The 19658-nt window shown below is 64.0% G+C and carries 20 protein-coding genes; 5 read left to right on the top strand and 15 right to left on the bottom strand.

The window, feature by feature from the left end:
• The first annotated feature begins 180 nt into the window (after positions 1-180).
• The 3 genes from NKJ28_RS07935 (at position 181) to NKJ28_RS07925 (ending at position 4189) form a co-directional block, all read left to right on the top strand.
• A complete protein-coding gene (locus NKJ28_RS07935) occupies positions 181-2259 on the top strand; it encodes an acetate--CoA ligase family protein (RefSeq protein ID WP_352634883.1) in 2079 nt (692 codons plus the stop codon).
• Complete coding sequence (locus NKJ28_RS07930) at positions 2252-3034, top strand: carnitinyl-CoA dehydratase (protein ID WP_352464608.1); 783 nt, start codon at positions 2252-2254, stop codon at positions 3032-3034. The genes NKJ28_RS07935 and NKJ28_RS07930 overlap by 8 nt, the downstream gene beginning before the upstream one ends.
• A gap of 216 nt (positions 3035-3250) precedes the next feature.
• Positions 3251-4189: an alpha/beta hydrolase gene (locus NKJ28_RS07925; RefSeq protein WP_352464610.1), complete on the top strand. Its 939-nt coding sequence runs from the start codon at positions 3251-3253 to the stop codon at positions 4187-4189.
• A gap of 46 nt (positions 4190-4235) precedes the next feature.
• Here NKJ28_RS07925 and NKJ28_RS07920 read toward each other — a convergent pair whose 3' ends face one another.
• From NKJ28_RS07920 to NKJ28_RS07910, 3 genes are all read right to left on the bottom strand, one after another.
• The gene (locus NKJ28_RS07920; RefSeq protein WP_352634881.1) at positions 4236-4502 is read right to left on the bottom strand and encodes a hypothetical protein; all 267 of its coding nucleotides are present in this window, start codon (positions 4500-4502) and stop codon (positions 4236-4238) included.
• A gap of 95 nt (positions 4503-4597) precedes the next feature.
• Entirely contained in the window at positions 4598-5383 is a 786-nt protein-coding gene (locus NKJ28_RS07915; protein ID WP_352634879.1) for a DUF899 domain-containing protein, read from the bottom strand.
• Between the two features lie 157 nt (positions 5384-5540).
• Positions 5541-5840: a hypothetical protein gene (locus NKJ28_RS07910; protein ID WP_352634877.1), complete on the bottom strand. Its 300-nt coding sequence runs from the start codon at positions 5838-5840 to the stop codon at positions 5541-5543.
• 355 nt (positions 5841-6195) lie between these two features.
• Here NKJ28_RS07910 and NKJ28_RS07905 point away from each other — a divergent pair, with 355 nt between their 5' ends.
• Positions 6196-6942: a GntR family transcriptional regulator gene (locus NKJ28_RS07905; protein ID WP_023677587.1), complete on the top strand. Its 747-nt coding sequence runs from the start codon at positions 6196-6198 to the stop codon at positions 6940-6942.
• Between the two features lie 164 nt (positions 6943-7106).
• Here NKJ28_RS07905 and NKJ28_RS07900 read toward each other — a convergent pair whose 3' ends face one another.
• The 5 genes from NKJ28_RS07900 to NKJ28_RS07880 all read right to left on the bottom strand — a co-directional run bounded on the left by NKJ28_RS07900 (position 7107) and on the right by NKJ28_RS07880 (position 12123).
• Positions 7107-8765, bottom strand: a complete 1659-nt coding sequence (locus NKJ28_RS07900) for an FAD-binding dehydrogenase (protein ID WP_352634875.1) — start codon at positions 8763-8765, stop codon at positions 7107-7109.
• 58 nt (positions 8766-8823) lie between these two features.
• Entirely contained in the window at positions 8824-9810 is a 987-nt protein-coding gene (locus NKJ28_RS07895; RefSeq protein ID WP_352590821.1) for a Gfo/Idh/MocA family protein, read from the bottom strand.
• Between the two features lie 139 nt (positions 9811-9949).
• On the bottom strand, positions 9950-10525 hold the full coding sequence (locus NKJ28_RS07890) for a YceI family protein (RefSeq protein WP_352634873.1): 576 nt from the start codon (positions 10523-10525) through the stop codon (positions 9950-9952).
• Between the two features lie 68 nt (positions 10526-10593).
• Positions 10594-11172, bottom strand: a complete 579-nt coding sequence (locus tag NKJ28_RS07885) for a cytochrome b (protein WP_352568460.1) — start codon at positions 11170-11172, stop codon at positions 10594-10596.
• 60 nt (positions 11173-11232) lie between these two features.
• Positions 11233-12123 carry a LysR family transcriptional regulator gene (locus tag NKJ28_RS07880; RefSeq protein WP_352568462.1) on the bottom strand — a complete coding sequence of 297 codons (891 nt, stop codon included), beginning with the start codon at positions 12121-12123 and terminating at the stop codon, positions 11233-11235.
• Positions 12124-12228: 105 nt separating this feature from the next.
• Here NKJ28_RS07880 and NKJ28_RS07875 point away from each other — a divergent pair, with 105 nt between their 5' ends.
• Positions 12229-13224, top strand: coding sequence for an aldo/keto reductase (locus NKJ28_RS07875; RefSeq protein ID WP_352568464.1), 996 nt, complete (start codon positions 12229-12231; stop codon positions 13222-13224).
• A gap of 270 nt (positions 13225-13494) precedes the next feature.
• Here the strand turns inward: NKJ28_RS07875 and NKJ28_RS07870 are convergent, their stop codons facing one another.
• The 7 genes from NKJ28_RS07870 to rpmI all read right to left on the bottom strand — a co-directional run bounded on the left by NKJ28_RS07870 (position 13495) and on the right by rpmI (position 19658).
• Entirely contained in the window at positions 13495-14097 is a 603-nt protein-coding gene (locus NKJ28_RS07870; protein WP_352568466.1) for a nucleotidyltransferase family protein, read from the bottom strand.
• Positions 14098-14205: 108 nt separating this feature from the next.
• A complete protein-coding gene (locus tag NKJ28_RS07865; RefSeq protein ID WP_352568468.1) occupies positions 14206-14577 on the bottom strand; it encodes a hypothetical protein in 372 nt (123 codons plus the stop codon).
• A 28-nt stretch (positions 14578-14605) separates the two neighbouring features.
• A complete protein-coding gene (locus NKJ28_RS07860) occupies positions 14606-15199 on the bottom strand; it encodes a prolyl hydroxylase family protein (protein ID WP_352568469.1) in 594 nt (197 codons plus the stop codon).
• 10 nt (positions 15200-15209) lie between these two features.
• Positions 15210-17618 (bottom strand): phenylalanine--tRNA ligase subunit beta, encoded by a 2409-nt coding sequence (gene pheT / locus NKJ28_RS07855; protein ID WP_352568470.1) that lies wholly within the window; start codon positions 17616-17618, stop codon positions 15210-15212.
• A 106-nt stretch (positions 17619-17724) separates the two neighbouring features.
• A complete protein-coding gene (gene pheS, locus NKJ28_RS07850; protein ID WP_352451635.1) occupies positions 17725-18810 on the bottom strand; it encodes a phenylalanine--tRNA ligase subunit alpha in 1086 nt (361 codons plus the stop codon).
• 96 nt (positions 18811-18906) lie between these two features.
• Positions 18907-19308, bottom strand: coding sequence for a 50S ribosomal protein L20 (gene rplT / locus NKJ28_RS07845; protein ID WP_006201247.1), 402 nt, complete (start codon positions 19306-19308; stop codon positions 18907-18909).
• A gap of 146 nt (positions 19309-19454) precedes the next feature.
• Positions 19455-19658: a 50S ribosomal protein L35 gene (rpmI, locus tag NKJ28_RS07840; RefSeq protein ID WP_006201248.1), complete on the bottom strand. Its 204-nt coding sequence runs from the start codon at positions 19656-19658 to the stop codon at positions 19455-19457.

The raw sequence follows: 19658 nt of genomic DNA, 5'->3' as shown, positions 1-19658 counted from the left end.
CAATGTTTGCATTCCTTCCCACCCCCCTCTGTCCTATCGGACATCTCCCCCTCAAGGGGGGAGATCGGCCGCCATTCCTGATTTCGCCAGTTATTACCGTTGCATGCCTCGGGCCGGCGGCCCAGCTGCCAATCTCCCCCCTTGAGGGGGAGATGCCCGGCAGGGCAGAGGGGGGTCTTCGTGCACAGGCTTGAACGTCTTTTGCGGCCGAAATCGATCGCGGTCTTCGGTGGTGCGCAGGCTGCCGCCGTCGTCGCGCAATCGATCAAGATGGGCTTTGCCGGCGAGATCTGGCCGGTGCATCCGAGCAAGGCCGAGGTCGCCGGCCGCAAGGCCTATCGCTCGGTGGCCGAATTGCCCGGTGCGCCGGATGCCGCTTTCGTCGGCGTCAACCGGCACTTGACCATCGAAGTGGTCAAAGCACTGGCCGAGCGCGGCGCCGGCGGTGCGGTCTGCTTCGCCGCCGGCTTCCTCGAAACCGAGGCCTATGACGAGGACGGCGAGCGGCTGCAGGCCGAGCTGGTCGCGGCGGCGGGCCAAATGCCAATCATCGGGCCGAACTGCTACGGGCTCATCAACTATGCCGACGGCGCGCTTTTGTGGCCCGACCAGCATGGCGGCATCAGGCTGCCAGAAGGCGGTCGCGGCGTTGCCATCATCACCCAGTCGTCGAACATCGCCATCAACATGACGATGCAGAAGCGCGGCCTGCCGATCGCCTTTCTGATGACCGCCGGCAACCAGGCGCAGACCGGGCTTTCCGAAATGGCGCTCGGCCTGATCGAGGACGACCGTGTCACCGCGCTCGGCTTGCATATCGAGGCTTTCGATTCGGTAGCCGGCTTCGAAAGGCTGGCGGCACGGGCGCGCGAGCTGAAAAAGCCTGTCATCGCCATGAAGGTCGGCCGCTCCGAGCAGGCGCGGCAGGCGGCCGTTTCCCATACCGCGTCGCTGGCCGGCTCGGACGCAGCGTCCGGCGCCTTCCTGAAGCGGCTCGGCATCGCGCGCATCGATTCGATCCCGGCCTTCATCGAGGCGCTCAAGCTGCTGCACGTCACCGGCCCCCTGCCCGGCTACCGGCTGTCGTCGATGAGCTGTTCGGGCGGCGAGGCGTCAGTGATGGCCGACAGCGCCGAAGGCCGCTGGGTGACGTTTCCGCCACTCACCCCCGAGCACCGCGCGCATGTCAAATCGACGCTCGGGCCGCTGGTCGCGGTGGCCAACCCGCTCGACTACCACACCTTCATCTGGAACAACGAGCCGGCGATGACCGCCACCTTCACCGCGATGGTGTCGGGCGGCTTCGACCTCAACATGCTGGTGCTCGATTTCCCGCGCCCCGACCGCTGCTCGGACACCGACTGGTGGGCGACGCTGCGTGCCTTCGAATCGGCGCTGAAGACCAACAGCGCGCAAGGCGCGATCGTCTCCTCGCTGCCGGAGAACCTGCCCGAGGAATACACTGCCGGGCTGATGGCGCGGGGCATGGTGCCGCTGTTCGGCATCTCCGAAGCCATTGACGCCGCCCAGGCGGCGGCCTTCATCGGCTGGGCCTGGCGCGAGCCGCAGGCGCAGCCGATCGACACTTCGGCGTCCGGCGCGCCGGCCGGCGACCATGTCACGCCGGACGAGGCCGAGGCGAAGGCGCGGCTCATCGAGGCCGGGCTCCCCGTGCCGAAGGGCGAGCGCGCCGGCAACGCGGTCGAAGCTGTCATCTCCTCGATGGCGCTCGGCTTCCCGGTGGCGCTGAAGGCCCTTGGTGTCATCCACAAGTCCGAGCTCGACGCGGTCCGGCTCAATTTGAGGGATGCCGAATCCGTCAGCACCGCCGCCCACGATCTCGGCCCGCTCGGCACGGGCCTTTATGTCGAGCGCATGGTGCGCGACGGCGTCGCCGAGCTGCTCGTCGGCTTCACCCGCGACCCGATGTTCGGCGCGGTGATGACGCTCGGCACCGGCGGCGTGCTGGTCGAGCTGTTGCGCGACAGCGTCACGCTGATGCTGCCGGCGACCCGCGACGATATCGAGGCCGCTTTGCGCGGGCTGAAACTGTTCCCGCTGCTCGACGGCTATCGCGGTCGGCCGAAGGCCGATGTTGCAGCGGCAATCGATGCGATATCTGGCATTGCCGCTTTCGTGCAGCAAAACGCCGGCGAGATCGAGGAACTCGACATCAATCCGCTGATCGTCTGCACCGAAGGCAAGGGCGCCTGGATCGCCGATGCGCTGCTGGTACTTGGAGACAAGAAGAATGTCTGAAATCATTTCGACCCGCCGCGAAGGCGCTGTCCTCGAAGTCACGCTCGACCGGCCCAAGGCCAATGCCATCGACCTGAAGACGTCGCGGCTGATGGGCGAGACTTTCAAGGCGTTTCGCGACGATCCCGACTTGCGCGTCGCCATCGTCAAGACCGCCGGTGACAAGTTCTTCTGCGCCGGCTGGGACCTGAAGGCCGCGGCCGGCGGCGACGCGGTCGACGGCGACTACGGCGTCGGCGGCTTCGGCGGGCTGCAGGAACTGCGCGACCTCAACAAGCCGGTGATCGCCTGCGTCAACGGCATGGCGGTCGGCGGCGGCTTCGAACTGGCGCTATCCTGCGACCTCATCTATGCGTCGGACCACTCCTCCTTCGCGCTGCCCGAAATCCGCGCCGGCACGCTGGCCGATGCGGCGACGATCAAGCTGCCGAAGCGCATCCCCTACCATGTCGCCATGGACCTTTTGCTCACCGGCCGCTGGATGGACGTCGCCGAGGCGAATCGCTGGGGCCTGGTCAACGAGGTGCTGCCCAAGGACAGGCTGGAGGACCGCGTCTGGGAGATCGCGCGGCTGCTCGCCAGCGGCCCGCCGCTGGTCTTCGCCGCGATCAAGGAGACGGCCCGGGTCGCAGAATCGCTGACTTTCCAGGACGCGATGAACCGGGTGACGCGCCGGCAACTGTCGACGGTTGACGCACTCTACGGCTCGGAGGACAATCTCGAGGGCTTTCGCGCCTTTGCCGAAAAGCGCGATCCGGTGTGGAAGGGGAAGTAGTGGTATTGCAGGAATGATGGCGCTCACCCCCCTCTGTCCTGCCGGACATCTCCCCCTCAAGGGGGGAGATTGGATGTCATCATCGCTTTCGCCAATTGTCGACGCCGGAGAAAAGGCGGTTTCGCCGAAGCTGCCGATCTCCCCACTTGAGGGGGAGATGGCCGGCAGGCCAGAGGGGGGTGTTCAGGCGGATTCATTGCGATCCATCCAGCGCCCATGACCGACTACAAAACCCTCATCGACGCCGAGACCTGGGCCTTCATCGAGCGGACCAATTCTTATTATCCGCCCGATACGATCGACTACACCATCGCCGAGCAGCGCCAGATCTATAACCGGATGTGCCGCGAGTTCTTTGCCGGCTATCCCCAAGGCGTCACGGCGGAAACCACCGCCATTGCCACACCATGGCACATTCCGATCCGCGTCTACCGCGCCCCGGCGCCGGAAGCGGCGGCGATGGTGCTTTATTTCCATGGCGGCGGTTTTATCCTCGGCGGGCTCGACAGCCATGACGACCTCTGCGCCGAGCTTTGCAGCCGCACCGGCTACGAAGTGGTTTCGGTCGACTACCGGCTGGCACCGGAACACCTTCATCCGGCCGCCTTCGACGATGCCATCAGCGCCTTCGAATGGGCGGCGGCGACTTACGAGCGTCCTGTCCTGCTCTGCGGCGACAGTGCCGGCGGCAATCTCGCCGCCGCTGTCAGTCACGCAACGCGCGGCCATGCGCGCAAGCCGATCGGCCAGATTCTGGTCTATCCCGGCCTTGGCGGCGACAGCTCCGCCGGTTCCTACGTCACCCACGCGGAAGCGCCGATGCTTACCGCGCGCGACCTCGTTTTCTACAGGGACATCAGGACCGGTGGCGAGGATCGCACCGGCGATCTCACTCTGTGGCCGCTCGCCGACGCCGAGTTCGCCAATCTGCCGCCCACCGTCGTGATCACCGCTGAATGCGACCCGCTGTCGTCGGACGGCGAAGCCTATCGCGACCGCATCGTTGCCGCGGGCGGGCGCGCCTGGTGGCTCGAGGAGCCGGGGCTGGTGCATGGCTATTTGCGCGCCAGGCACACGGCCGGCCGCGCCCGCTCGAGCTTTACCCGGATTGTCGATGCGGTAGCGGTTTTGGGAAGGGGCGAGTGGATCTGGTGAGGGATGTCTTCCCGACCAGAACGGGCCTTTGTCGGCCGGTACAGCTCTATTTGCGGCGGCGTCGCCGGCCGGAAACCTGCTTCAGCCAAGGTCCTAAATGAAAGCCGCTCATCAGCAGGTACATCGGGACCATGCCGCCCAGCGGTGACGCCTCTTGCCCGGTCGAGCACATCATGTCCGGCGCTCCGCCGAGAAGCGTCAGCAGCGCCATGGTTGCGAGGGTCGGCGCGGCCGCAAAGGACAGCCAATCGGCTGCACTATGGCCGGCCGGGCTCGCATCGCCGGTGGATCCGCCTGCATGAATCTCGCTCATGTCCGTAGTCCTACATAGCGAGCGGGATGCGGTCGAACCGTGCATCCCGCTCCATCCATTTGCCCTAGCCGCATTTCCGCGACGCCAAAGACGTTCTATTCGGTGCGGTTCCGGAACGCGGCCTCTCCGGCGTCCGACACCTCGACCCACTTTTTGTCGGGAACGGCTTCGGCGCCGTAATTGTCGTGCCAGTTCCACCACTTGTACGTCGGCGTCTGCGGATAGCCCTCGGGCGAATCCTCCCAAACCTCCTGGCGGCCGAGCGGCGACAGGTCGAGATAGCTCCATACGGTCCCCATCGCCTCGTCACCGCGGTTGTTGATGAAGTAGGTGCGGAACACGCGGTCGCCGTCGCGGATGAACACGTTGTGGCCGTGCCACTCGTCAACGCCGAAGTCGGCATCGAAGCTGTCGGTGATGGTGTACCAGGGCATCTTCCAGTCCATCCGCGCCTTCAGCCGCGCAATGTCGGCCTGCGGTGCGCGCGAGGCGTAGGCAAGCGTGGTGTCGCGGGCGTTCAGATGGGCGAGGTTGCCGACCTCGTCCGCCCCCAGCGAACAGCCGCGGCAAGCGTGGTCGGGCCAGCCGAATACGCCGGGCTCGAAGAAGGCGCGGTAGACGATCAGTTGACGGCGGCCCTCGAACAGGTCGAGCAGGCTCACCTTTCCGTCGGGCCCTTCGAACGTATAGGTCTTCTCCACCGCCATCCACGGCATCCGCCGGCGCTCGGCGGCCAGTGCGTCGCGAGCCCGGGTCACGGTCTTCTCTTTCACGAGCAGCTGCTGGCGCGCGGCCTCCCACGCGTCAGGCGAAACGACCGGTGGTGTCTTCATCGCGAGCCGCGTCGTCTGCTCGCCTGTGCCATTCTGATGTGCCGTCATTGTGCATCTCCCTTGCTGGTCTGTCGCCGCATGCGCGACGTGTTGGGTCGTCAGATAGGATAGGGGCGATAGCGGATTGGCGAGAGTGACAAGTGTGACGCGATTCCGACGGGTCCGCTGATCACGGCCAATTTCGCCGCCCGCGACGCCCCTGCGCTCATTCGTGCCCGGACTGCTGAATGGGCCGAGCGCCGGCCAGATAGCGGTCATTGTCAAACGGCTCGGCGTGGTTGCTGTCCGGACTCCACAGCTGCCGGTGGGTTCGTGTGAGATCGCCGAGGTAGACATGCAGCGCACCCGATCGCGCACCGCCCGTATTCGCAACCGCATGCACGGTATTTGACGCCATGTGCACCACGGCAGGCGCTGCGATGTCCTGCCTTTCGGGAACATCGAGTTCGCTGCCGGCAACGGGATAGATGAAGTTCGTCTCGCTGCCCTTGTAGATGCCGATCAAGGCATCCATCAGGTGGTTGTGAGGCGGGTACTGCAGGCCGGGCGACAGAGTGATGTGATAAGATCGTCAGGTTCGGACTCGCATGCAGAAGCACCTCGTCGTCGTCTTCTTCGTGAGCGAGTGTTCCCGATGCGTGAAAGCGGTTGGTGTAGTCGCCCAGGACCGTCCTTACCGCTTCGAGGGGACCTGGCCCCTTCGCGGCATTGACGATATCATCGGCAGCGGCGTAGAGAGGCGAGTTGGCGGGTAAAGGCATATCAGTTATCCTCCCTGAGATGCTCAGATTATCAATCTGAGATGCTCACGCTAGCGAATGCTGATGCCAGCGTCAACCGGACAGCCAGACGGACAGAATATGAAAACGACGAAGTTGACCGCCGAACCGGCAAGGCCGGCCACGGTCGAGGCGACAGCACTGTCAGCCGCCGACGTCCTTCGCAGGGAACAGGCATATGAGCAGCTGAGGAACGACATCATTGCCTGCGTGTTGCGCCCCGGCGAAGCGCTGACGGAGAAACAGATCGGTGATCGATACCAGATCAAAAAGGCGACCATCCGCGCGGCGCTGGCCCGACTGATGCAGGAAGGACTGGTCAGGAGCGAGCCGCGCCGCGGCTACGTCGTTGCTACGCTCAGCCTGCGGGATGTCAACGAGATCTTCGATGTCCGCAGCTTGATCGAGCCGGAAGTGTTCAGGGTGGCGGCATCGAACATGACCGAGCGCGGGCTCGAGGATGTCAGGCTGGCAGCGCAAAAAGTGCTGAAGCCGGAGACGCTACGCAGCCACGTTGCCTTTCTTGCGGCCGACCGTGCCTTTCGTCTGGCCCTTGCGGAGCTCTCGGGAAATTTACGACTGGCGCATCTCCTGGACCAGATACTCGACCAGTCGGCGCGGGTTCTCCACCTCGGCTTCAAGTCCCGCGACTTCACCCAGTTGATCATCGCCCAGCAAAAGGAGCTGGTCCTTGCCTGCGAGGCAGGCGAGGTTTCCGCCATCGTCAAACTTGCCCGTTCGCAGTGCCTGTCTCTCAAGAAGCAGGTGCTCGAGGCTTTGCTTGCCGGTTCCAAGCTTCAAGACGTCAATTTGCAGCCCTTCGCCTAGAGCGGTTCCGGTTCTCCTGGAACCGGTAACCCGCTCTAACCATCTGTTTTGCCGCATTTATGCGGACGCCAAATGATTCCATTTTGGCTGCAAAATGCTCTAAGGGAAGTTGGCCATTCGGTGCAATCGCCACCTTGGCGCAACGGCCGCCGGCGGGCCTTGTTTCACCCCACCGCGCGTGCCGCCGCCCGTCCGGCACTGCGGCCGGAAAAGATGCAGCCGCCGAGAAACGTGCCTTCGAGCGCCGCATAGCCGTGCATGCCGCCGCCGCCGAAACCGGCGGCCTCGCCCGCCGCGTACAGCCCCTCGACTGGTTGGCCGCCGGCGCCCAGCACGCGGCTGTCGAGGTCAGTCTCCAGCCCACCGAGCGTCTTGCGGGTCAAGATGCTGAGCCTGACGGCAATCAGCGGGCCATTGGCGGGATCGAGCAGCTTGTGCGGCCTAGCCGTGCGGATCAGCCGGTCGCCGAGATAGGCTCGCGCGCCGCGCAACGCAGTAATCTGCATGTCCTTGGAGAACGGATTGTCGAGCTGCCGGTCGCGGGCGCGGATTTCGCGCTCAACCTGCGCCAGTTCGAGCAGCGGCTCGCCGCCGGCCACTGCGTTCATGCGGGCGACCAGCGCCGGCAAATCAGGCTCGACGATGAAATCCTCGCCCTTCTCCATGAACGCCTTGACCGGCGCGGGCACGCCGCTGGTGGCGCGGCCGAGCACCTGGCGCCAGCTCTTCCCCGTCAGATCGGGGTTCTGCTCGGAGCCCGACAGCGCGAACTCCTTCTGGATGATCTTTTTGGTCAGGATGAACCAGGAATGATCGAAGCCGGTGCTCATGATGTGGCTGAGCGTGGCCAACGTGTCGAAGCCGGGATAGAGCGGGACCGGCAGGCGCTTGCCGCGCGCATCGAGCCACAGCGATGACGGGCCGGGCAGGATGCGGATCGCATGATCGGTCCAGATCGGTGCCCAGTTCCTGACGCCCTCGACATAGTGCCACATGCGGTCGCGGTTGATCAGCCGGCCGCCGGCGGCTTCGGCGATCGCCAGCATGCGGCCGTCGACATGATCGGGAACGCCAGTGATCATGCGTTTCGGCGGCGCGCCCATCCGCTTCGGCCAATTCTCCCGGACCAGCTGGTGATTGGCGCCGATGCCGCCGGAGGCGACGATGACGGCCTGCGCCTTCAGCTCGAAATCGCCGGTGATCTCGCGCGAGCTCTTGCGGCCGCGCTCGGCATCGCTCGCCGCCAATAGGTCGCCGCGCACGCCGTCGACGACGCCGCCCGTCCGCGTCAATTCGTTGACCCGGTGACGGAATTTGAAGCGGATCAGCCCGCGCTTCTCGGCCTCGCGTACGCGCTGCGCGAACGGTTCGAGCACGCCAGGGCCGGTGCCCCAGGTGATGTGGAAGCGCGGCACCGAATTGCCGTGGCCGACGGCATTGCCGCCGCCGCGCTCGGCCCAGCCGACCACCGGAAAGAATTTCAGGCCGCGCTGCATGAGCCAGGAGCGCTTCTCGCCGGCGGCGAAGCCGAGATAGGCCTCGGCCCAGCGGCGCGGCCAGAGATCTTCCGTGCGGTCGAAGGCTGCGGTGCCCAGCCAGTCCTCGAGCGCCAGCTCATACGAATCGCGGATGCGCATGCGCCGTTGTTCGGGCGAATCGACAAGGAAGATGCCGCCGAGCGACCAGAATGCCTGGCCGCCAAGCGACTGTTCCGGCTCCTGCTCGACGATGATGGTCTTCTTGCCGGCCGCAGTCAGTTCGGCCGCAGCGACAAGGCCGGTAAGGCCGGCGCCGACAATGATCACATCCGCATCGTCGGACATCTATTTGGCCATGATCTTGTCCAAAAACCGGTCCCCACTTTTTGGGATCATGGCCGGCCTAGACTGTTTCCCAGCCTTCCTTCTCGCCGGCGCGGAAGATGGCATCGATGACCTTCTGGTTGAGCACCGATTCTTCCAGAGTGAAGACGCGGTCCTTGCCGCCCTGGGCCGCCCGCGCAAAGGCCTCGACTTCCAGCCGGTATTGCTGCGTGCCGGGAAAGCGGAACACCTGCGCCTCGCTGTGGTTCTGGTTGTGCAGCTCGACGCGGTGATGGTCGTAGAGCCCGGCGTTGAACGGTGAGAACACCTCGATGAAGCCCTTCTCGCCGTGCAAGACCATCACCTGGCGTGCCGCCATCTGCGTCGACAGGTAAAACGACAGCTCGAAGTCGCCGAAATCGGCGCGGATCGAGGAATAGATGTCGGTGCCGAATGTCTTGTCGCGCTCGATCGTCGCCTGGACGCGCAGAGGCTCCTTGCCGGTCGAAAAGCGCGTCGATACCGTCGGATAGACGCCGATGTCGGGCAGCGCGCCGCCGCCGAGATCGAGCTTGTTGCGCATGTTGTTGGGGTCGACATTGTAATAGGAGAACGCGCCCTGGACATGGCGCAGCCGGCCGATGGCGCCGTTGGCGATCAGCTCGCGCACCTTGATCCACTGCGGATGGTAGACGACCATGAAGGCTTCGCAGACCAGCACCTTCCTGGCATCGCGCAGCTTGATCAGCGGCGGAATGTCCTTGGCATCGAGCGCCAGCGGTTTTTCGACCAGGACATGCTTGCCGGCCTCGATCGCCTTGGCCGTCCATTCGACATGCTGCGAGGTCGGCAGCGGAATGTAGACGCCGTCGATGTCGCTGGAGGCGAGCAGCTCCTCATAGGAGCCGAACGCGTGGCGCGCACCGAAGCGTTCGCCCAGCGCCCGCGCTTTCGACAGATCGCGGCTGGCAATCGCGGACAGCACGCCGTTCTCCGCCTCGACGATTGCCGGCAAAAGCTGCTCGCGGCCGATCTTGGCCGTCGACAAAACACCCCATCGGAACATCAAATTTCTCCTCTCGATTGCAGGCCTGGAGGTTTGCCCTAATTCAGGAGAAAAGCCAATGCGGGAGCATGGCGGCGAACAGGGCGATCATCTGCGGCTTGTCCGGATGCCCGCGCTGCCCTGGCGGAACCTGCAAAGGCTATCCCCTTCTACCCGTCAGCGTCATGTCGAAGTCGACGACGTTGGAATAAATCGGCGTGCCGACATCCATGCCGTAGCGCGACCGCAGCACCTTGCCGGTGACGTGGAATTTTATCGTGCCCGCCTTGAGGCCGCCGAGATCGGCGGTGAATTTTTCCTGAAAGGTCTTGCCGCGCGCCGTCAGCCTGCCGGTAACCAGGGCTGACGTGTCGCCGGTCCGTTTGACGCTGGTCGAACGGAACTGGATCTCCGGATTGTCGGCCGCGTCGAACACCGCGTCCGAGCGAAGAAAGGCATCGATGCGGCTTTGGCCGGTACCGACGCTTTCGGGGAAGATGGTGAAATTGACCTGGGACCGGCCGACATCGCTGTTGTCGATCAGGATACTGCCCTTGAAGCGGGCGAAGGCGCCGTCGAGCCCGCCGCCGCCGAGCTTGCCGATGGAGAAGTGGATGCTGGAACTCCCCGGGCGGATGATGTAGCTGCCGGCCGCGTCGCCGAGGGCAACGGCGGCGAAAACAGGCATGGCAAAACAAGCGGCGGCGGCCGCAAATCCGAAGATGCGCGCGTACATGGAAATGGTCCTCTTGGCAGGCAACGCTTTCTTGCGTCCTCGCCCCATCAACGAATGAGCCGTCCGCTCTATTCCCTGTCGTGATGTGACGAAGCCGTGATCATGCGCGTCAGCACGGTATCCCTCAGCCAGAAATGATGGCGCAGCGCTGCGGCGAGATGCAAAGCGACAAGTCCGATGCCGGCATAGGCGAGATACCAGTGCGTCGCTGCCCAGAAGCTTTCTGCCGTGTCCGATTCACCGAGCGGCAGATTGGGCATGACGAACAGATTGAACGGCACGCTCGGGATCTCCAGCACCGAGACCGAGACCAGCGCCCAGCCGGACAACGGCAGAGCGAGCTGAAACGCATAAAGCGCGAGATGGACCAGCGGCGCCGCACGGCGCTCGAAAGGCCCGACCGAGCGCGGCAGCGGCGGGGCCGGTCTGCCTAGGCGCCAGGCGATGCGCAGGATGACCAGTCCAAGCAGCAGGAAGCCGAAGGATTTATGCAGCTGGATCAGCTCGAAGGCGGTGCGCTGGCTGGACAGCCGCACCATGACGAAGCCGAGCACGAACTGGCCGATAAAGAGCGCCGCGATCAGCCAGTGAAGGATGATCGCCGTCCAGCCGTAGCCGGCCGTCTGGTTTTTGGGCAGTGCTGACATGGTCGGTGAACGAATGCCAGGTCGGCTTTCTTCCACCTCTCCCTTGTGGGGAGGGTTGGCTTACTCGCCGACCTTGAAAAAATCGACAAAGGCCCTGAGCGCCGGCCGCATCTGGCGGCGGCTGGGGTAATAGACGAAGAAGCCGTCGAAGCGCGGGCACCAGTCCTCCAGCACGCGAACGAGCTTGCCGGCGGCGAGCGCGTCGCGGACATAGTCCTCGAACACGAAGGCGAGCCCGGCGCCGTCGACTGCGGCGTTGGCAATCAGATGGTCCTCGTCGAGGATCAGCGGCCCTTGCACCGGTATCTCGATCTCCTCGCCGTTTTGCTCGAATTCCCAGCGGTAGAGAATGCCGCTGGAGAAGCGGAAGCGGATGCAGCGGTGAGCGGCGAGATCGCGCGGATGCTGCGGCTTGGGCATGGTCTCGAAATAGGCTGGCGCGCCGACCACCGCGCCGCGAAGGTCTGGTCCGATACGCACCGCGATCATGTCGCGCTGCAGGCTCTCGCCCAGTCGCACACCGGCATCGAAGCCGCCCTCGACCACATCGGTGAAGCGGTCCTCGATGACGATCTCCAGCACGATGTCGGGATAGGCAGCAGCAAAGGCGCTGAGCCTTGGCGTCAGCGCCAGATGGGCGGCGGTTCGCGGCACCGTCAGCCTGAGATTGCCCGCCGGCCGGTCGCGCGCCTCAATCGCCGATTCCAGCGCCAGGTCGATTTCCGACAGCGCCGGCCTGAGGCGCTCGAGCAGTTGCGCGCCCTCCTCGGTCGGAGCGACGCTGCGCGTGCTGCGCGCCAGAAGGCGCACGCCGAGGCGCGCTTCGAGGCTGGACACCGCGTGGCTGACCGCCGATGGCGCGATTGCCAGTTCCTTGGCGGCGCCGCGAAAACTGCCGCATTGGGCGACCATTGCCAGTACCGCGAGCTGTGAAAGATGGGTTCGCTTCATTGATCTATTTCTTGGAACAGCCCGTGCAAATGAGAGCCGATTATCGAACTCGGCGCAAGACGCTATCTCTGCGGCATCACAACCATCACAACAAGGAGACACGTGATGCAAACCCGCAAGCTTGGCAATAAACTTGACGTCTACCCGGTCGGCCTCGGCTGCATGGGGATGAGCTTTGCCTATGGTGGCCAGCCGGAGGCGGAGGCGATTGCCACGCTGCGCCATGCCGTCGAGATCGGGGTCAATTTCTTCGACACGGCCGAGGTCTATGGCCCTTACGAGAACGAGATCCTGGTCGGCAAGGCGCTGAAGCCGGTGCGCGACAAGGTGACGATCGCAACCAAATTCGGCTTCAAGATCCTCGAAGAAGGGAGCGGCATGGAGCGCATGGCCGGTGTCGATAGCCGCCCGGAGCATGTCAAGGCCGTGGCCGAAGCGTCATTGAAGCGGTTGGATACGGAGGTGATCGATCTCTATTACCAGCACCGCGTCGACCCCAACGTGCCGATCGAGGATACGGTCGGCGCCATGGCCGAGCTGGTGCGCGAGGGCAAGGTGCGGGCGCTCGGCCTGTCGGAGGCGAGTGCGGCGACCATCCGCCGGGCGCATGCCGTGCACCCGATCGCCGCCGTGCAGAGCGAGTATTCACTGTGGAGCCGCGATCCGGAGGGGGAAGTGTTTGCCGTCTGCCGCGAGCTCGGCATCGGCTTTGTCCCGTATAGCCCGCTCGGCCGCGGCCTGCTCACCGGCACGATCGCCAAGCCCGATGTTCTCGGCGCCGACGACTGGCGCCGCGGGTTGCCGCGCTTCCAGGCCGACGCCATGGCGGCCAATGCGGCGGTCGTCGCCGTGCTGGAAAAGATGGCCGCCGGGAAGGGCGTGACGCCGGCGCAGCTGGCGCTCGCCTGGGTGCTGCATCAGGGCGACTTCATTGTCCCGATCCCCGGTGCGCGAAAAATGCGCCATCTGGAGCAGAATACGGCGGCAGCCGATATCGTGCTGAGCCAGGCCGAGGTGGCATCAATCGGCGACGCCCTGTCGCCGGAAAAGGTGGTCGGCAAGCGCTATACCGAGGAGCTGCTGGCGCTGGTTAACGGGTGAACGGCAATCGACGGCGTAATCGAAACGGGGCGTTTCGGCACCCCTTTTTGACTAATACGGTGCGATGCAAAGCGTTGTGAGACCTCGGCGCGAGGCACCCCCCTCTGTCCTGCCGGACATCTCCCCCTCAAGGGGGGAGATTGGCAGTTCCCGCGCCCTGCCCGCCCTTCCGGCGCCGGTGATTGGCGAAAGCCGAGGCGACATCCGATCTCCCCCCTTGAGGGGGAGATGCCCGGCAGGGCAGAGGGGGGTGCCTCGCGCCGACATTTCCTACCAAGGCACGACACTGATCTCCGGCCAGTTCTCCCTGGCACGCGCGCCCTTCATCTCGTGCGTCTGCCGATTATCCAGTGCACGGTTCGGGGTAACGCGAAACGAGAAGATGTCGTCGAGCCCGAACGGCGCCACGAGCGCGAGTTGCCCATCGGTGCCGAATCTAACGCCGACCGCATGGGTTTTCGAAGCGAAATAGGACAGCGCCTCGGCGGACGACGACAGTCTGGGATAGGAACCGCCAAAGCGCGCCTCAAACCACAGATGCACCCGCGCCTGGTTGCGCACTTCGACCGGCAGCGTCAGTCCTTCGAACTGCTTCGCCGCCCGGCGGATGACCGTGTCCTCGGCTTCATAGGACAGATCGCTCTCATCGAAATAGAACAGGTCGACATCCCGGATGCCGTACCCCGAGGGCTTTCCGGTCAGGTGATTCCAGACGCTGTTGTAAAGCGCGCCGGACACGACCAGCCAGTCCCGCAGGTCAAGCGCCCGCACTCGCGACAGCGTCTCGCCAATCAGCGGATCGGCCGAGACGATATCGAGAAAGGCTGCACGCTGTTCCTCAAAGGGCAGCCCTGAATAGCGCAAATGGTCCATCGCCCTTTGGACGGCGATTCGTCACCTGCCGGCAACCCCTCTAGGTCCTCAGCGCGCCATGCGTTGTGCAATTATCGGAAAGGGCGTCGTGACGCCCATTTCTGCAGGCTAGTTTCCCTCCCGCCCAAGGCTCATTGTTCGGTCGGTCTCGGACCAGAAGACTGGCTCCTCGATTGACGGCCATTCTTCGCCATACACAAAGCCTTCGATCGCATCTAGCTTTCCTTCAATCTCATCGAAGAACAGCACCATGCCGCAAAGAAGCTGGTCAGGTCCAACGCACGCTACCCGAAGCGAACTGAACACTCGACTCTCAAAGCGCAATTCCGGGGGAACCGATGAGGGAGTGACTCTGGTCATGAATCCTACAGGATCGCGGCTGCGTACTTTGACTTTCAGCGCACGCATCATGTCAGGAGAAACGCCGGCGGAACGGCAGAACTCCTTGACGAAAAACACTTCCAGCGGGGTCAGGTGCATTTAGCTCAGCGGCAGAACGGACAGCGTTTCATTGGCGCTTGTACATCACGTCCGTCCGGATGACGTACTTGCGCCCCGACAGCACCTCGTCGCCGCGATGCTCGATCGGATGGTAGAACGCCAGTGCCATTCCTTTCTTCGGCTTCACCAGAAGACTGCTACCGGCATAGCCCGGCATCTCGCCGCGAAACGAGGTTCCTCCCCCTTCAAATCCATCTGATAGATAAATCATGAACGTGAACTGACTGCGCTCCAAGGCGTGGCGCTCGAAATAGCCGTCATGGTGCCAATCGAACTTCTGGCCCGGCCCATAGCGATAGAAACGGAAACGCTCATTCAGCCCGGTCAAGCGCCAGTCGCCGAGACCACGATAGAGCAGAGGCCGCGCCCGTGCGAAGAGCAAATCCGCAAGGTCCTCGTCATCGAAGACAACCCGGTCGTTATTGCGAAGCTCCTTCAGGACGGTGGCGCCGCCGGAGCTGTTCACCTTGGCCGCCTCGAAACCGCGCCGTTCACTGTCAGCGATCAGATCGGCGCATTCCTGGTCATCCAAGAAGCCGTCGATCGTCCCGATGTGAGTTGCCAGCCAGGTGATGGAGAGTTTGCTGGTGTGAACCATCATCGCATCCGTTCTAGGTTCTGAGCACGCCGCCGGTCTGCTTGCCGACATTCTCGACGATGCGCTTGGCCAGCGCCTCGAAATCGTCGTCGGTCAGCGTCTTTTCGACCGGCTGGATCGACACTTCAATGGCGATCGATTTTTTCGCCGCGCCGAGCGCTGCACCCTCGAAAACATCGAACACCGAGACGCCGGAAATCAGCTTTCGGTCGGCGGCAAGGGCGGCGCGAACGAGTGTGCCGGCTTCGACCGCCTTGTCGACAACGAAGGCGAAATCGCGCTTGACCGCCTGGAAGGCGGACAGATCAAGCCTCGGCTTCGTCCGCGTCGGCTTGGCCTTCGGCTCGGGCACCGCATCGATGAACACTTCGAAGCCGCAGAGCGGGCCGGAGACGTCCAGCCCCTCCAGTGTCTTCGGGTGGAACTCGCCAAACGTGCCAAGGATTACCTTCGGCCCAAGCTTGATCGTGCCGGAGCGGCCGGGATGATACCAGGCCGGGCCGCCAGCCTCGATCTGCAGCCGCTCGACCGGCGCGCCGCAGGCTTCGAGTGCTGCGATCGCATCGGCCTTGGCATCGAAGACGCCGACGGCGCCGGCGTTGCCGGCCCAATGGCGGCCGGAGCCCTCGAGCTTGGCGGTGCCGCGCCGCACGCCGGCGGCAACGCGCCGCTGCTGGTCGGCGCCGTCGCCCTCGTAAGTGCCCGACACTTCGAAAAGCGCGATATCGCCGATGCCCCTGTCGGCATTGCGCTGTGCTGCCGCAATCAGCCCCGGCAGCAGCGACGGCCGCATGTCCGACATATCGGCGGCGATCGGGTTGGCAAGCTTCAGCGCCTGCTGGCCGCCGCCGAACAATTCGGCGTGTTTTGCCGGAATGAACGACCAGGTGACGGCCTCCATCATGCCGCGCACGGCAAGTGCCCGCTTGGCGGCGCGGGTGCGGATCTGCAGCACAGTCAGGATCCTGGCGTTGACCGCATCGTGCGAACCGAGCGGCTGCGGCGCGATGTTGTCGACGCCGTGGATGCGCATGACCTCCTCGACCAGGTCGGCCTTGCCGTCGACATCCGGCCGCCAGGACGGGACCGCCACATTGACGACATCGCCCGTGCCCTCCGGCCTGAAGCCGAGGCGGGCAAGAATGTCGAGGCTTGTCGAGCGCGGCACTTCGATGCCGGTCAGCCGCTTCACTTCCGACAATGGGAACGAGACGATCTTCGGCTGATGGCCGGCATAGCCGACGACTCGGGTTTGGGCCGGCGTACCACCGCAGAAATCGAGCACCAGCTTCGTTGCCAGCTCCAAGCCGGGAACCATCATTTCCGGGTCGACGCCACGCTCAAACCGATAGCGCGCGTCGGTGATGATGCCGAGTGTGCGGCCGGTGCGGGCGGTGGTGATCGGGTCCCAAAGCGCCGACTCGATCAGCACGTCTGACGTGTTCTCGTCGCAGCCGGAATGCTCGCCGCCCATGATGCCGGCAATCGATTCGATGCCGTCCTGGTCGGCGATGACGCACATCTCCGGCGTCAGCGTGTATTCGCGGCCGTCGAGCGCCAGCACCTTTTCGCCGTCATGCGCCCGGCGCACGGTGAGATTGCCGGTGACCTTCGCAGCGTCAAAAACATGCAGCGGCCGACCGCGGTCGAAGGTGACGTAATTGGTGATATCGACGAGCGCGCTGATCGGCCTCAAGCCGATGGCGAGAAGCCTTTGCTGCAGCCATTTCGGCGACGGTCCGTTCTTGACGCCGCGTACCAGGCGCAGCGCAAAGCCGGGACAGAGCTCCGGCGCTTCGATCGTCACCTTGACCGGCGTCTCGCCCTTGCCGGGGATCGGCTCTATCGGCGCGATCTTCAGCGTGCCGAGCCCGCTCGCCGCCAGATCGCGGGCGATGCCATGGACACTGGTCGCATCCGGCCGGTTCGGCGTCAGATTGATCTCGATCAGCGGGTCGTCGAGATGGGCATAGGCGGCGAAGCTGGTACCGACCGGCGCATCGGCAGGAAGGTCGATGATGCCGTCATGCTCCTCGGACAATTCGAGCTCGCGCTCGGAGCACATCATGCCGTGGCTTTCAACGCCGCGGATCTTGCCGACGGTCAGCGTCACGTCGATGCCGGGAATATAGGTGCCCGGTGCTGCAAAGGCGCCGATCAGGCCCGCGCGGGCGTTCGGCGCTCCACACACGACCTGCACCGGCGGCTTGCCGTCGCCGGTGTCGACGGTCAGCACGCGAAGCCGGTCGGCGTCGGGATGCTGGACCGCCGTCAGCACCTTGGCGATGACGAAGGGAGCCAGGCTCGCCCGGTCGTCGACATGCTCGACCTCGAGGCCGATCGAGGTGAGACGCCCGACGATTTCCGCCAGCGAGGCGTCGGTCTCGAGATGATCCTTGAGCCAGGAGAGGGTGAGTTTCATGACTGTGTTCCGTCTGGTCTGGGCACGTTGCACTTGAAGCTATGCGGCCGCGCGTCGGACATGTGCAGGAAGGCGAGCTGCCCGCGGATTTGCTGCGGCCCGGTCGTCACGCGCTCAAGCCCCCGAACAGCGTCGGCATGTCAAGTGGCCTAAAACCGTAATGCGACAGCCAGCGCACATCGGCGTCGAAGAAGGCGCGCAGATCCGGCATGCCGTATTTCAGCATGGCGATGCGGTCGATGCCCATGCCCCAGGCGAAGCCCTGGTATTCGTCGGGATCGAGCCCGCCGTAACGGAGCACATTGGGGTGGACCATGCCGCAGCCGAGGATCTCCATCCAGTCCGAGCCCTCGCCGAAGCGCACCTCGCCGGGCCGCGAACGGTCGCACTGGATGTCGACCTCGAGGCTGGGCTCGGTGAACGGGAAGAAGGAGGGCCGGAAGCGCATCTTGACGCTCGGCACTTCGAAGAAGGCCTTGCAGAACTCCTCCAGCACCCATTTCATGTTGGCGACGTTGGCCGATTTGTCGATCACCAGCCCCTCGACCTGATGGAACATCGGCGAGTGGGTGGCATCGGAATCCTGCCGGTAGGTCTTGCCGGGAATGACGATGCGGATCGGCGGCTTCTGCATCTCCATGGTGCGGATCTGCACCGGCGAGGTGTGGGTGCGCAAAAGCTTGCGCTCTCCCTGCTCGTCCGGCTGGAAGAAGAACGTGTCGTGCATCTCGCGCGCCGGGTGGCCTTCCGGGAAGTTCAGCGAGGTGAAATTATAATAGTCGGTCTCGATGTCCGGACCTTCGGCGATGGCAAAGCCGAGATCGCCGAAAATCGCCGCGATCTCGTCGATAACCTGGCTGATCGGATGGATGCGGCCGCGCTCGGCCGGCGATTGCCTGACCGGCAAGCTGACGTCGACCTTCTCTGCGGCAAGCCGTGCCGTGATCGCCACATCTTTCAGCTCGGCGCGGCGCGCCGAAAGTGCCTCGGTGACGCGGTTCTTGAGGCCGTTGATTGCCGGGCCTTTGACCTGTCGCTCCTCGGCGCTCATCGAGCCGAGTGTCTTCAGCATCTCGGAAACCGAGCCCTTCTTGCCAAGGGCAGAGACACGCACCGCCTCGATCGCCTGCTCGTCGGCGGCCGAGGCGATCTCGGCCATCAGGGAATTTTCGAGAGTTTCCATGTCACTCATGTTCCGGATCCGATTGGAAGCAAAGAAAAACCCGCGCCAGCCCTGCCAGCGCGGGTTTCCCAAATCAAGTGTCGAATAGCTTGGGAAGCGCTGGTCTTAAGCGACAGCGCTTTCAAAAGCATTCGGCGTGGTATTCTTCAGGTATTCGAGCGCGACCTTGGCCTTGGCCACGAGTGCGGCGAAGGCCTGCGGCTCGTGGATGGCCATGTCCGACAGGATCTTGCGATCGATCTCGATCCCGGCCTTGTTGAGACCGTCGATGAAACGGCCATAGGTCAGGCCATGCTCATGCGTCGCCGCATTGATGCGCTGGATCCACAGCGCGCGGAACGAGCGCTTGCGGTTCTTGCGGTCGCGATAGGCGTACTGCAGCGACTTTTCCACCGCCTGCTTGGCGATGCGGATGGTGTTCTTGCGACGGCCGTAAAAACCCTTGGCGGCTTTCAGGACCTTCTTGTGCTTGGCGTGCGAGGTGACGCCTCTCTTTACGCGTGCCATGTCATGATCTCCTTAAAAGCAATTCCAGGAAAGTGCCTGGCGGTTTTCCGTTCGGAATTGCGTAAAACAAATGCGTGCCCAGACCGAATGCTCTTATTTTGGCGCATGATGTTTCCAAAAAGTCTGCAACTTTTTGGCATCATGCCCTAGAGGCCGTTCGGCAGAAAATTCTTGATGACCTTCTTGCCATCCGGTTCAGCCAGAACCATCGTGCCGCGGGCATTTCGAATGAACTTGTTGGAACGCTTGATCATGCCGTGACGCTTGCCGGCCGCAGCCGACAGAACTTTACCCGTACCTGTGATCTTGAACCGCTTCTTGGCGGCCGACTTGGTCTTCATCTTGGGCAT

This window comes from Mesorhizobium sp. M0145 (genome assembly GCF_040322355.1).
In the GTDB taxonomy this organism is placed as follows: domain Bacteria; phylum Pseudomonadota; class Alphaproteobacteria; order Rhizobiales; family Rhizobiaceae; genus Mesorhizobium.
This window is presented reverse-complemented; position numbering and strand designations above follow the sequence as displayed.